This window comes from Pseudoalteromonas ulvae UL12 (assembly GCF_014925405.1).
Lineage (GTDB): Bacteria > Pseudomonadota > Gammaproteobacteria > Enterobacterales > Alteromonadaceae > Pseudoalteromonas > Pseudoalteromonas ulvae.
Genome location: NZ_AQHJ01000022.1, coordinates 132823 through 145923 on the forward strand (window position 1 = coordinate 132823; position 13101 = coordinate 145923).

The 13101-nt window shown below is 41.4% G+C and carries 14 protein-coding genes; 8 read left to right on the forward strand and 6 right to left on the reverse strand.

Annotation, left to right across the window (positions count from 1 at the left end; translation table 11 throughout):
* Positions 1-20: 20 nt before the first annotated feature.
* Both PULV_RS02735 and PULV_RS02740 read right to left on the reverse strand, forming a co-directional pair.
* Positions 21-2264: an aminotransferase class V-fold PLP-dependent enzyme gene (locus PULV_RS02735; protein WP_193330880.1), complete on the reverse strand. Its 2244-nt coding sequence runs from the start codon at positions 2262-2264 to the stop codon at positions 21-23.
* Positions 2265-2417: 153 nt separating this feature from the next.
* Positions 2418-3752, reverse strand: a complete 1335-nt coding sequence (locus PULV_RS02740) for an ankyrin repeat domain-containing protein (RefSeq protein ID WP_193330881.1) — start codon at positions 3750-3752, stop codon at positions 2418-2420.
* 158 nt (positions 3753-3910) lie between these two features.
* Between PULV_RS02740 and PULV_RS02745 the strand changes: the two genes are divergently transcribed.
* Positions 3911-4114 carry a DUF2897 family protein gene (locus PULV_RS02745; RefSeq protein ID WP_086743004.1) on the forward strand — a complete coding sequence of 68 codons (204 nt, stop codon included), beginning with the start codon at positions 3911-3913 and terminating at the stop codon, positions 4112-4114.
* A 27-nt stretch (positions 4115-4141) separates the two neighbouring features.
* Here the strand turns inward: PULV_RS02745 and PULV_RS02750 are convergent, their stop codons facing one another.
* Positions 4142-5515: a YjiH family protein gene (locus tag PULV_RS02750; protein ID WP_086743216.1), complete on the reverse strand. Its 1374-nt coding sequence runs from the start codon at positions 5513-5515 to the stop codon at positions 4142-4144.
* 151 nt (positions 5516-5666) lie between these two features.
* Positions 5667-6728, reverse strand: a complete 1062-nt coding sequence (gene bamC, locus PULV_RS02755; RefSeq protein ID WP_086743003.1) for an outer membrane protein assembly factor BamC — start codon at positions 6726-6728, stop codon at positions 5667-5669.
* Positions 6729-6978: 250 nt separating this feature from the next.
* Between bamC and PULV_RS02760 the strand changes: the two genes are divergently transcribed.
* A complete protein-coding gene (locus PULV_RS02760; RefSeq protein WP_086743002.1) occupies positions 6979-7512 on the forward strand; it encodes a glycine cleavage system protein R in 534 nt (177 codons plus the stop codon).
* A 9-nt stretch (positions 7513-7521) separates the two neighbouring features.
* The gene (gene bcp / locus PULV_RS02765) at positions 7522-7998 is read left to right on the forward strand and encodes a thioredoxin-dependent thiol peroxidase (protein ID WP_086743001.1); all 477 of its coding nucleotides are present in this window, start codon (positions 7522-7524) and stop codon (positions 7996-7998) included.
* A 78-nt stretch (positions 7999-8076) separates the two neighbouring features.
* On the opposite strand, the gene PULV_RS02770 is transcribed toward bcp, so the two are convergent.
* Positions 8077-9141: an AI-2E family transporter gene (locus tag PULV_RS02770; protein WP_193330882.1), complete on the reverse strand. Its 1065-nt coding sequence runs from the start codon at positions 9139-9141 to the stop codon at positions 8077-8079.
* Positions 9134-9268: a hypothetical protein gene (locus PULV_RS22095; RefSeq protein WP_264372473.1), complete on the reverse strand. Its 135-nt coding sequence runs from the start codon at positions 9266-9268 to the stop codon at positions 9134-9136. Before PULV_RS22095 ends, PULV_RS02770 begins: the two co-directional genes overlap by 8 nt.
* A gap of 288 nt (positions 9269-9556) precedes the next feature.
* On the opposite strand from PULV_RS22095, the gene PULV_RS02780 reads away from it, so the two are divergent.
* From PULV_RS02780 to PULV_RS02800, 5 genes are read left to right on the forward strand one after another with little or no spacing between them, the layout of a single operon-like run.
* Complete coding sequence (locus tag PULV_RS02780) at positions 9557-10222, forward strand: hypothetical protein (protein WP_193330883.1); 666 nt, start codon at positions 9557-9559, stop codon at positions 10220-10222.
* A gap of 1 nt (position 10223) precedes the next feature.
* The gene (bepA, locus tag PULV_RS02785) at positions 10224-11672 is read left to right on the forward strand and encodes a beta-barrel assembly-enhancing protease (RefSeq protein WP_086742998.1); all 1449 of its coding nucleotides are present in this window, start codon (positions 10224-10226) and stop codon (positions 11670-11672) included.
* Positions 11673-11722: 50 nt separating this feature from the next.
* Complete coding sequence (gene arsC / locus PULV_RS02790) at positions 11723-12073, forward strand: arsenate reductase (glutaredoxin) (protein WP_193330884.1); 351 nt, start codon at positions 11723-11725, stop codon at positions 12071-12073.
* Positions 12070-12624 carry an NAD(P)H:quinone oxidoreductase gene (gene wrbA / locus PULV_RS02795; RefSeq protein WP_193330885.1) on the forward strand — a complete coding sequence of 185 codons (555 nt, stop codon included), beginning with the start codon at positions 12070-12072 and terminating at the stop codon, positions 12622-12624. Before arsC ends, wrbA begins: the two co-directional genes overlap by 4 nt.
* Positions 12621-13052, forward strand: a complete 432-nt coding sequence (locus tag PULV_RS02800) for a DUF2069 domain-containing protein (RefSeq protein ID WP_086742995.1) — start codon at positions 12621-12623, stop codon at positions 13050-13052. Before wrbA ends, PULV_RS02800 begins: the two co-directional genes overlap by 4 nt.
* Positions 13053-13101 lie beyond the last annotated feature (49 nt).

Genomic DNA, 13101 nt, shown 5'->3' on the forward strand with positions numbered 1-13101 from the left:
ATTTCATTAGAGCCAATTATTTACAGCAATGCCAAGCCACCCCGAATGTTGTACACCTGCTCAAAACCAAGTTGCTGCAAATTGAGGCATGCTTGTCGTGAGCGATTACCACTGCGACAAATTAACACGTATGACTGTTTTGGATCTAAGCGCTTTTGCCAGATCGCATCCGAAATTCGATTGAGTGGCACATTGCGTACATGCTGCTCATTAATATTAAGTAACGTTGCAAGCTGGCTGGCGCTGTGCTCGTATGATTCACGAATATCGAGCAAAATCGCACCTTCTTCAGCTATCAAACTCAAAGCGGCAGGTAATGACTTTTCAACAAGGCTGTGTGATGCTGGACTCACTACGGCACCACAAAAATACTCGACTTGTGCAGCTAAAGATTGGTCGGAAGCTTGTTTTTGTTTAATAAACTCTTGTTTGTCTATCTGCTGTGTCACCACATGATTGAGCAGTGGATTAATTGCCTGCTGGCTGTGCCAATCAATGGCGAAACTTTGCGCATAATCATGGGATGAACATAAAACGCTATCAGATGATAATCGTTGGCTAAGTGATAATAAGGAGTCATACATCTGCGCCGGATCAGAATCATCAAGGTTAGTTCGCCCAAGCCCGCCGGGTAATATCAAATCACCACAAAAGCAGATCACAACTTTATCTTGATCCATTAACAAATAAGAGACGCTGTTTTCGTTATGGCCCGGAGTGCTAATGCGCATTAATTGATAGCGCCCGATTTGAATATCATCGATTTGATTTGGCCAGCCCAGCAGATCCAGATTGTCCGGTTGTGTTAATCCCGCTAACGAATAATAAGATGCCAAAGGTTCATCATGTGCATGTTGATGAGTCGCTAACATCGCTTTCAAGGTTAATTTTTGCCCTTGTATTACATTCATCAAACGTGGCAATAGCTCAATAATCGGGTCGATGATCACCGCTTCTTTTTCATCGGTCACAAACAACCAACAACATGCCCCTTGATGTTTATATTGGCTCAAACCAAGCGCGCACACCTCTTGCTCAGTCACTTGCGAGTCTGAAATCACCAAACAAGCCGAAGCCAACACTGATTTTAACTGTGTAATACGTTTACATGCTTCATCTATTTCGACTTGTGTAGCAGCGGGCCCAAACGATAAACGAATCGCATTTTCAGATTGCCAATTGTCAACACTCATTGCATCGAGCACATAACTGCGCGAAGCACCTGAACTACATGCAGAGCCTGCACTGACACGGATCCCTGCGGCATCAAACAAATCCATAATTTCTTTGCTCGAAATATTTTTAACTGCAAAGTTCAAGGTCGTTGGCACACTCAAATCAAAACGATGATTAAAGACAATTTTCGGAAAAACAGACCGTAAAGCTTTCTCTAGCTGTTCACGGTAGCTATGTAGCTGCTGATGAGATTTAAAGACTGATTGCTGCGGATCAATTAAGAGTGAAAACAACCGATTTAATCCTGCGATACCAGGAAGGTTTTCGGTACCAGAGCGCATTCCGCCTTCTTGCCCACCACCAGCAATAAATGGTGTGTAAGGACTCTGCTCACGAATATATAAAAAGCCAATTCCTTTAGGGGCATATAATTTATGACCCGAGAAAGGTGCATAATCAATCGTTGTTTCACTGATGGCTAAATCGAGTTTACCCAGCGCCTGTACACAATCGACCATCCAAGCTACCGATGGGTTATTCGCTCTAATGACTTGTTCTAACAATGCTAAATCTTGGCATACACCCGTTTCATTGTTCACAGCCATAGTGCAAATCATCAATGCTTGGCCCACATGCTCTGCAATAAAATCATGATCCAATAAGCCATCCTGATCAACAGAAATGGCCATCATAGTAGCATTAATACCAAGTACACTATTCCAATGAGCTAACGTGTTTGGCACTGCTTTATGCTCTGTTGCACCATACATCAAAATAGGCTCTGCAATATCATGCTCTTTAATCGCCAATAATGCAGATACGATCGCTGTTTGGATCCCTTCAGTCGCACCCGATGTAAACAAAATATGCCCGGTTTGCGCACCAATGACCTGCTTGGCTAACTGACGAGTTTCTTCCATCAAATGCTTAGCTTTTATACCTGTAATATGAGAGCTTGAAGGATTACCAAAACACACTTGCATGGTATGTGAAACAATATCTGCAATTTCAGGTAACACCGCGGTGGTTGCATTGGCATCTAAATAGACTTGTGGTTGATGAAGGTGAGGATCAATTGGGGTAAACATAAATGCCTTATATTACTTTAAGATATATCTTATAACCCAATTTTACACAGATACACGCAGATAGCTAATAACCAATCGCTGTAACAACCGCCATTCTTATAAATAAAGCAAAAAAAACCTGCTATTAAGCAGGTTTATGTTTAAAAAGTGAATTTAACTTAGCGCGGTGACGACTACGACAACCACCATCATTAGCTGCAACGCAAGGCTTAAAAATGACACTCCGCGAATGAACGATAAACTCCACGGGTGCTTGATATAAGGATATAAATTACAACGTTTTAAGCTCATTGCATAAAACAACATGAGCATAGTCATTAATGCACAAACAAACGAAGATTCACTTTTAAAGTCAAAATTAGGCATAAAAAAGAAAAAAAGCTGAACAGGCAACAGCCAACAAGCCACTGCATGTAAAACGTGGACTAAACGAATACGCTTAATTTGCTGATCAGGGCTGAGCTCTTTAATGCCAAAATCTCTTTCTAAGAGCTTAATCACATTACGATAGCCCAGACTCACCGCCAACTGATACGCGGTTAGGCCATCCTTGTTTTTTACCGTATAGTCAACGCCACTTTTTAACAGCAATGCAATACATTGCTCATTTTGCGCCATGACTGCGTGATGCAATAATGTGTGGTTTTCATGGTCAGTCTGTTTGAGAACCGCCTCATCAAGTTGGTTTACGAGTACATCAATAAAGCCACGTTTAGCGGCCCACATCAGTGCCGTCATACCATTTTCGTCTTCGACAGTCCCTGTTGCTCCCTGTGCTAAAAAACGTTTACACAATGTTTGTTTGGCACTGTCATCTCGAATATGTGCCAGCAAGGCTTTTTCGAGTAATGTCAGGTCTGTTTCATCGTGCTGCAAAGCAACCAATAAACCAAAATAGTCTTCACCATTTATCAGCCGCTCAGTTATGGTTTCCAGTAAGCTACTTGTTTGTTTGACCGCTTTACCTAAATAAGGCAGCAACACTGCATGTAATTCAGTATCTTGCCATAAGGTTAAAATATCTTGCTCACTCAGGACCAGCCCATTTTCGAGCAACACTTTTAAGACATTAAAATAATGCAGCTGCAAACATAAACACGCAGGGCTGACTAAAGAGAAATGCTTAAACTGCGTGGTAAAGTTGACATACTGAGCTAGGCGTTCGAGTAATAACAAGGTCACTTTTTCATTTTGTTCTAACTGCGCTTTAAGATGAACTAATACCTGCTCCACATACTGATGTTCAGCATCTTCATATTCAAAAATATGCTGAAATGCACACTCTTGAAAAGGCTCCGCAGGCTTTTGCCATAACAAATAAAACATCGGCGGCAAAATAGTGAGCGTCAGTCCATCAACATCGGTTTTTTCTTCACATTGAGGCCATTGCTCTAATGCATCGAGAATATGCGCACCGTTTTGCTCTAACAAGCCTTTTAACAACAAAGGATATTGTTTGGGCCAAATAAGCACATTTTCGTTTGACAAGGCACTACCTCATTTTATTCACAGATAATTTCGCGGCTATATTAGCAGGAAACCATAGCAGCAAAAAGCGAAGATTCAGGTCGATTACACTTTATTAGCTGATGACTTTTCGCAGATTTTAGAGCATGCTAAAGGCAAAGGTTAAGAGGAGGTCAACCATGCAAACTTGGCAGGTTATTTTAATCATCGCAATTGTGTTTGGCTTTGTGTGGGGGAACATCGCCCTGCTAAAATCAAGCGCCAAATATGACATGACACAATTTAACAAAGATCCGATCGAAAAAGCCAAAGCAGCGCTGGCTGCAAAACAAGCGCAAGAAACGCAAACAGAAAACGAAGACAAAAAAAACGAACATCCTTGATGTTCGTTTTTTTCATCCCCTAAAAAATTACACCAACCAATGCGCCATCAATGCAATCACAGGCAGTGTAATTAATGTTCTTAGTAAGAAAATAACAAACAACTCAATAATATTCACCGGTATTTTACTGCCTAAAAGCAAAGCACCGACTTCTGACATATATATCAGCTGCGTGACACTCATTGCTGCAATAATAAATCGTGTTACATCACTTTCAATTGAATTGGCTGCTAAAATCGAAGGAATAAACATATCAGCAAAGCCCACCACTATGGTTTGTGCTGCTTTTTCAGCCTCAGGGACATTGAGTAATTCTAAATAAGGAATAAACGGCGTACCCAATATTTGAAATACCGGCGTGTACTCGGCAATGATTAATGCAAAGGTACCGACAGCCATGACCACAGGCAAAACTGCAAACACCATATCAAAGGCATTTTTCAACCCTTCTTGAACAGTGCCTTTAATACCTGGCGCATAATAAGCTTTAGTTAACGCCACCTCTAAGCCGTGTTTAAACAATGTCTTACCTTCAGGAAGCGCTTCTGCATCGCCATTAGGCGTCGTACCATCAACGTATTCATGTTTTTTCCAACTCAAAGGTGGTAAACGCGGCACAATTAACGCGGCTACAATCCCCGCCAAACACACAGTTAAGTAAAAAGGCGCAAATAAATGTTCAAGTTTAACCTGACCAATCACCACCAAACTAAAAGTAATCGACACCGCAGAAAAAGTGGTGCCAATAATGGCCGCTTCTTTGGCCGTAAAAAATTTTTCTTCGTATTGCTTGGCGGTCATCAAAATCCCAACGCTTCCGTCACCTAACCATGAAGCCACACAGTTAACTGCACTTCGACCGGGCACACCAAACAATGGCCGCATCACTTTTGTCAGTAAGGTACCAACTAGCTCAAGTAAACCAAAATTAAGCAATAATGGCAGTAACAAACCAGCCAAAATAAAAACAGAAAACAACACCGGCATTAAGTCATGTAACACTAAATGCCCAGTATTATCTGAATAAATCGCTTCAGGTCCGACTTTAAAATAGGTCATCACCACAAACACCATGCCAGCCAAACGTGTAAAGACCCACACATAACTGACATCAAATAAGTGCTGCAAAAAGCCAATTCGCGCGATAAACGCAGGTTTGAGAAGCTTAACAAACAAGCCAAAAATAGCGGTAAAACAGATAATCCCTGTCACCATAGCGGTAATATGCGAGGCCACTAACTGCTGAACTTGTTTAGCCAGTACCGCAATCGGAATAGTAAATACATCTCCTAACGGAACCGGTGTCATAAACAAGAACACACCAATAAGAGACGGGACAATAAACGCGAATAAGGTGCGCCAATGATATAGATTTAATTGCTCAACGTGCTGATTTTGCATAGCAGTGCCTTTATTATTTTTATATTCGAGCATTAAGCGCTCAAATAACAACTTTAATACAGACAAAAGAAAAGAGCCGCACGTGCTCTTTTCGTTTGTCTATTTAGCCTTGCTATGCAACATGGCAAGGCTGTTAACTTGTTAAAATATTTTAAATGTCTACACCTTTTTTGCGCAATACTTTAACTAATGCCTGATGTAAGTCATTCATTGTGCCCGGCTCTAAGACTTCTCCTTCACCGTCCATCCAAGTCAAACTTGTTCCGCCTGTTTCTAAGGTCTCAATTAAGATTTGATACTGACCACTTTCTAAAGGCAGCTCAGATAAATCATCTCCCCAAATTGAATCCCAGACGCTGGCATCAGGCTTGTCATACGTAGCGCTGATTAATCCAGTTTTATCATTAAGCTCGGTGATTGCAAAGTTTAAACTTTCTAACAACGCGGCAAAACGCGTAAATCCGACTACATATTCTTGTTCGGTGATTAAAGATGCATTGCCTTTGTTATCAAAGCCCATCTTCAAGGAAATAATGCCCCGCTCTTTTTGTTGCTGCACTGCAAACTGACGATAGTTAAAGTCGTACTGTGTGACAAACGCGTTCAATGCACCGACTTCAAGTTGCTGTTTTAGCACGCCTGTTAGCGGCTCATTTTTTGATTGATAGTCCACTAGTTTCACTAAAACAGAGGCGGTACGTTGGTGATCTTTTTGTTCAATCGTAAACTCAAAACGCTGACGACTGACTTCTTTTTCAGATTGCCAAAACCATACTTCAATCGGTTTATGGATTGAGTACCAATCGGTTTCCATTGTGCCTTTTGCTTCGTTTTCTTGCAGTGCTTGTGCTTGGTGATCAGCGAGCAAATCTCGTAAGGCTTGCCAGATAAAGCCTTTTAAATCAGTGATCCCATCAGGCTTATCAAAATAAATACGCGCTTGCGAATCCCCTTCTTCACTCCAACTTCCAGGCGCTGTATTTAACACTTGCGCCGGTGGCTTTAAGCTATCGGTTGCCGCGGCTTTTTTATATTGTTTCGGCTCCATGACAAATTCAGGATTTTGATAAGGTTTCGTTAGATTCGCAGGGACTTTTAACTGCTCTGAAACACGATAGTTTTTTTCGTGGTGGGCGTTATTAGTAAAAACACTACAACCCGATAACCCTGCAATGACGCTTAACACTAACGTGTTACGAATCCAATACTGCACTTATTCTTCTCCTTTGCGTGCCTTAAGATACGAAGCTTTGAGTCGGCACACTTAAAATGGTTCAGTCTATTTTGAGGTCTAAATTCAACACTCAATTTTTATTATTGGGTAGATTACACTAAATTGAGCATAACCCGATAGATAAAACGCACTTATGGTACGTGCACCTTGATGTAAACACAACAATGGCTAATCTTTTCTTCTGATTTATGTTAGAGTTTCGCGCCAAGAATGACATAGGGTGGAATAAATGACGGGATTTGCAAATCATCAATTAGTGCTGACAGCAATCGGAGAAGATAGAACTGGAATTGTCGGGGCATTAACACAACTTGTAAGTGATTGTCATTGCAATATTATTGACAGTCGTATTGCAATTTTAGGTAACGAATTTTCGTTTATCATGCTGCTCGCTGGTGATATGTCGGCCATTAGCCGCGTCGAGCACATTCTACCAACTAAAAGTGTTGAACTCGGTTTGTTGACCATGATGAAACGCACTTCGAGTCACCCAAATACGGAATTCAGCGCAGGCTATACCATTGAATATTCAGGTATTGATGCGCCTGGAACACTCAGTCGCGTCACAACCCTGTTAGGTGAAAACCACATCAACATTTGCTCGCTTAAATCCGATACTTTTGACGATAAAGATCAAACCTTTATGCGCTCTGAACTTGAAGTCAATTTATCCGTCGACGTGGAGTTCGATACTTTTAAAGTGCAATTTGAACAATTGTGCAATGAACTCAACCTTGAATATATTCTTAGACGAATTCGATAAGGAATAATTATGAACATTATCAATCCTCTTAAAGCTGGCGATAACGCCCCATTATTTTCATTATCTGATCAACACGGCACACCTATTGAGCTTGCACAGTTACTAAAAGCCAATCAAGTACTGGTCTATTTTTACCCAAAAGCTTCTACTCCCGGCTGTACCGTACAAGCAGAAAACCTACGCGATAATAAAGATGCACTCCTGGCATTAAACACCACGGTTGTTGGAATAAGCCCAGATCCGGTGAAACGCATTGCTAATTTTGTCAATAAGAAAGAGCTCAACTTTCATCTGCTTTCTGATGAAGATCATGCTATTGCTGACGCATTTGGAGTGTGGGGTTACAAAAAATTCATGGGCAAAGAATACGACGGCATCCATCGTATTTCATTTCTAATTGGCCAAGATGGCAAAATCAAACACGTCTTTGATAAATTTAAAACTAAAGATCACCACGAAGTCGTGATGTCACACATAAAAGGCTGATCAGCCTTTATACAAATAGAAAAGGCACGTGTTCGTGCCTTTTTTGTGCCTCTTGCGCCCACGGCGCAATCCGGTTTACTACGCTTTTATTTCTTGAGGTTGCATCGACCATGCATTGAGTAAAGCACGGACTAGCGATGCCAATGGGATAGCAAAAAAGACCCCCCAAAAGCCCCATAATCCACCAAAAAATAACACGGCGACGATAATATACACAGGGTTCAAATCCACCGCCTCAGAAAATAACAACGGAACCAAAACATTGCCATCTAAGGCTTGAATAATGCTATACGCAATGATGATATACCAAAATTCAGGGCTGACACCAAACTGAAACAAGGCCACCGCAGCCACAGGAATGGTGACCAATGCGGCACCGACAAAAGGTATCAATACCGAGCAGCCCACTAACACCCCTAACAGCGCAGCATAACGTAACTCAAATAAAGTAAATGTAATAAATGACGCGCCACCGACAATTAAAATCTCAATGACCTTACCACGAATATAATTCATGATTTGTTGATTCATTTCCAACCACACTTGGCTAATCAATCGACGCTGATCGGGTAACAAACGCCCGATCCCACCCACTAATTCTTGTTTATCTTTGAGCATAAAAAAGACCAATAACGGCACTAAAATTAAATAAATAAGTAAGGCGACAATGTCTTTGAGTGATGTCAGTGACACGGACAAAATAACTTGACCAAATTCGATAAACTTATTTTCAACGGTGCCGACCACTGTTTTAATTTGCATCTCAGTGATGAGCTCAGGGTATTGATGAGGCAATTGCATTAAAAATGATTTGCCTTGCTCAAGCATATGGGGGGCTTCTTGGAGCAAATTGGATGTCTGTTGCCACAGCACTGGCACAATGCCAAAAAATGAAGCAATGGCGATACCACTAAAACACAACATCACCAGAGTGGATGCCATTAACCTCGAAAAACCCAGTAACGCCAAACGTTGCACTGGCCACTCCAATAAATAAGCAACGACAATAGCAACCAATACAGGAATAATTAACGAGCCCACAAAATAGAGCAATGATACAACAGCACAAATAACCAGTAATAAAGTGACCGAGTGAGGGTCTGAGAACTTACGTTCGTACCACGATTTAACAAATTCAAACACCGTTAGCTTGCTCCAAAACAAATACACACTTGAACTGCGGGTGCTGTTCAATTCGATAAAAAAGTTGTTGATGTGTCAGGTAACGCTCAATATCTGCGATGTCCGCGTCTCTGGCGACTTTAAACATGCCAGACTGCTTGTTTTTCGCCATTATTTTTAAATGATACTTAAATTGCACAAACAATTGCGGACACACAAATAGGCTTAAATCACACTCTACCATGCTTCTATAACAACAATAATAAACTTTAAGTCTCATAGTAAGCCACTGTGTTAACTCGGTAAACTCAAAAATGTTAATTTGCTCAAATAGCAAACAAAGCACACTTTTTTTTGCTATTTTTAAAAGAGTCGGCATATACCAAGTCTCTGCAATGCTTTATGCTAAAAAGATATCTTGAAGTGGGTCAGTTACATGTCAAAACAAAATAGCAAAGCCAAGTTACCCGTTAACCCAACACTTAAAGAAATAAACTGGTATAAAAAGCAGCTTAACTGGGGAGAGCTACCGCCTTTTTATCATATGGTTGCTTCTTCGTTAGCAGAGTCTGAAGGCATTTTAAGCCATGGTTTTGACAATGCCGTTAAACGCATGATTGATAAACGTAACTGGCATGTAGAACTACTCGGCGGCACTATCAGTCATTCTGGAATTATTGACTGCGAAAAAAAACCTCGTATCGCATTACACCAAATTTTTACTGACCGTGGTTTTGAATTACACGCCTTTCCCTTAGCTAAAGATAAGCAAATCGATCAATACATCAGTGATAATAAATATATGGAGTTTCGGATCTGGGATCCCTACACCATGAAAATTGTATTGCGAATAAATCAACTGCACAAATACATGCAGTTTTTCTTCCAAAGAGGTGATGATGCAGATAAAGCGTTAATCATCTATTCACATAAAATCGTGTATAAAATTATTGAATTTTTGAAAAAAGAATTGAACGTTGTCAGTGTTAAGGGCGTCTCAATTAAAGAATTTTACGATTTATGTGAAAAAGAACGGACTGTCGATCAAGATGATTTAGCGTTAGCAAGGTTGATTAGCCCTGAGCCGACTAGCAAGGAATAAAATGAAAAAACGCACCCTACTGGCCGCTTTAATCAGCAGTAATTTATTCTTAACATCAAGTACATATGCACAAACCTCATTTAACCTACCTGACTTAGGTACCTCCGCAGTGAGTGCCTTACCCATCGATAAAGAACAAGCGATTGGTGAGTTAATGATGATGAAAATTAAAAGCACCTCGCCAATTTTTGATGATCCTGTGCTTGATGAATACCTCACCAACATAGGCAATAAACTCGTTGCCAACGCCGCCGATGTGCGTTTCCCATTTAAGTTTTTCTGGCTTCGAAATTCAGACATTAACGCCTTTGCTTTTTACGGCGGCCATGTCGGTGTTCACACTGGGCTTATCCTCAATGCTGATACAGAAAGCCAATTTGCTTCGGTACTGGGTCATGAGATTGCCCACGTCACTCAGCGCCACCTTGCTCGTCGACTTCAATCGCAACAAGACAATGCCCCTTTAACGATTGCCGGCATGATTGCGGGTATTTTAACGACCATTGTCGCTCCAGATGCAGGCTTGGCGATTATTTCAGCCAATCAAACCCAAGCGACGTTGAGCCAGATGAGTCACAGCCGTGGCGCAGAGCAAGAAGCCGACCGCATTGGCATGACCATCTTAAATAATTCCGGTTACGATCCTCGTGCATCGAGCGAGTTTTTAGGCAAACTGGCGGCCCAGTTACGTTTTAAGAAAAAACCTCCGGTATTTTTGCTCACCCACCCACTCCCAGATAGCCGAGTCTCAGATATCCGTTTACGAGCAGAGCAGTTCCCTTTGAAGGACGTGCCTTCTAGCATTGAATTTTTACTCGCAAAGAGTCGTGTTATTGCCCGCTTTAACGATAAAAGTGAACATGCAGAACGCTTTTTTAGAAGTGAGCTCAAAAAAACCATTGCGACAGATAAGCGTGCCCTCGAATACGGATTAGCAATCACACTGCTAGACCAAAAAAAATTAGATGAAGCAGATGCCTTATTAGCTGAGTTATTAAAAAACGATGCCACCAATCCTTTTTATCTTGATACCAAAACGGATTTACTCATTGCACAAGATAAAGCCGAACAAGCGGTTGAAATGCTGAGTCAATTTCACCAAGTGAAACCTAACAATCAAGTTATCACGCTTAATTTGGCCAATGCAGCAATGACCGCCAACCAACTTGATAAAGCAGAAGTGTTACTGAAAAACTTTTTACTTGAAAAACCAGAACACAGCCTTGCTAAGCAATTATTGGCCGACTGTTACAAACGCCAAGACAATCATTCTGCGTATCACGAAACTGTCGCCAGTATTTTAGCCAGTAACGGAGGCTACCAGCGCGCCTCGGATGAAATACAAAAAGCACTTAATTTTGTCAGCCTCGATGAGGACATCAAACAACAACGCTTAAAAGCCCTCCTCAAGCAATACCGTCAAATGCAAAAAGAGCTCGCAAGACTTTAAGTCTTGCGTTGCTTTGCCTACAATAGCGCAAACTATTTTAAGGTGATCCTATGACTGTTCAAATCTTCCATAACCCGCGCTGCTCTAAATCACGTGAAACCCTGGCGCTGCTTAATACGCATAATATTAATGCTGAAATTGTTGAATACCTCAAAGACACTCCTTCAATCGAGACACTTCAACGTATTATCAAACAATTAGGTTTTGATTCTGCTCGCCAATTAATGCGCACCAAAGAAGACTTATACAAAGAGCTAGCACTTAAAGAGCAACATGATGAAGCAGCGTTAGTGTTAGCCATGCATCAACACCCAAAACTGATAGAACGCCCGATTGTTATTCATAATGACCGCGCAGCTATCGGCCGTCCGCCTGAAACGGTGTTAGCGCTATTCCCATGAGTTATATTCTAGTACTTTATCATTCCAGTCATGGCTCAGTGAAACACTTAGCCCATGAAATTGCGGATGCAATCGAGCAACACGGCTGTGAAGTGAAACTGCGCACCTTTGTGGCGCAACAGCCTGATGACATTGTGGTGAGTAAAGAAGACTTACGCGATTGCCAAGCACTCGCCTTTGGCACGCCAACCCGTTTTGGCATGATGGCCGCACAGGCTAAAACCTTTTGGGAGTCGACCAGCGATCTCTGGTTAAAAGGCGCATTAATCGATAAACCTGCATGTGTGTTTAGTTCCAGCTCAAGTATGCATGGTGGTAATGAAACCACGCTCTTAACCTTAGCCTTACCTTTATTACATCACGGAATGATGTTGCTCGGTGTGCCGTACGATGTGCCTGAATTATCCAGCACACAAACAGGTGGCACGCCTTATGGGGCAACCCATGTCGCGGGCTTAGACAACACCAATGAACTGAGTAAAGACGAGCAAAAAATCTGCCATGCAATCGGAAAACGATTAGCTATTATTTCTGAGAAATTATCATCATGAACATCGAGAAAAAACCGATCACTAAAAAGTTTCAGCGTCTAGCTTTGTTTGGTTACGCGGGCTTACTGATTTTAATGCCATTATGGATGTTTGTATTTGCACGACCTGCAGGCTATAGCGATGGCTTTTTATTCAGCCTCTATGTATTGCCATTACTCTTGCCATTAATTGGCATCGTATTAGACAAAACATATACGTACGCGTGGGCCAATTTTGTGGTCATGATTTATTTCATTCATGGTTTTACCTTGCTTTGGACAGCGCCAGAATTACGGATATGGGTTTTATTAGAGCTGCTGTTTGCCAGCGCCATGTTTATTGGTTGTACGTATTACTCGCGCCATCGCGGTCAAGAGTTAGGGCTTAAAATCCGCAAACTCAAAGACGACTTAGCTGATGAAAAAGCCGCCCATTCAGATCATTCCTGATACAAAAACGCTCAGAAATTCTGAGCGTTTTAGCATAAGCATTTAGTGG

Bases quoted from the DNA above. Each gene is read 5' to 3' on its own strand.
- PULV_RS02760 (WP_086743002.1), top strand. From the start codon at position 6,979: ATGACGGGATTTGCAAATCATCAATTAGTGCTGACAGCAATCGGAGAA.
- wrbA (WP_193330885.1), top strand. From the start codon at position 12,070: ATGAGTTATATTCTAGTACTTTATCATTCCAGTCATGGCTCAGTGAAA.
- PULV_RS02780 (WP_193330883.1), top strand. From the start codon at position 9,557: ATGTCAAAACAAAATAGCAAAGCCAAGTTACCCGTTAACCCAACACTT.
- arsC (WP_193330884.1), top strand. From the start codon at position 11,723: ATGACTGTTCAAATCTTCCATAACCCGCGCTGCTCTAAATCACGTGAA.
- PULV_RS22095 (WP_264372473.1), bottom strand. From the start codon at position 9,268: ATGTTTAAAGTCGCCAGAGACGCGGACATCGCAGATATTGAGCGTTAC.
- bepA (WP_086742998.1), top strand. From the start codon at position 10,224: ATGAAAAAACGCACCCTACTGGCCGCTTTAATCAGCAGTAATTTATTC.
- PULV_RS02735 (WP_193330880.1), bottom strand. From the start codon at position 2,264: ATGTTTACCCCAATTGATCCTCACCTTCATCAACCACAAGTCTATTTA.
- bcp (WP_086743001.1), top strand. From the start codon at position 7,522: ATGAACATTATCAATCCTCTTAAAGCTGGCGATAACGCCCCATTATTT.
- PULV_RS02800 (WP_086742995.1), top strand. From the start codon at position 12,621: ATGAACATCGAGAAAAAACCGATCACTAAAAAGTTTCAGCGTCTAGCT.
- PULV_RS02750 (WP_086743216.1), bottom strand. From the start codon at position 5,515: ATGCAAAATCAGCACGTTGAGCAATTAAATCTATATCATTGGCGCACC.
- PULV_RS02745 (WP_086743004.1), top strand. From the start codon at position 3,911: ATGCAAACTTGGCAGGTTATTTTAATCATCGCAATTGTGTTTGGCTTT.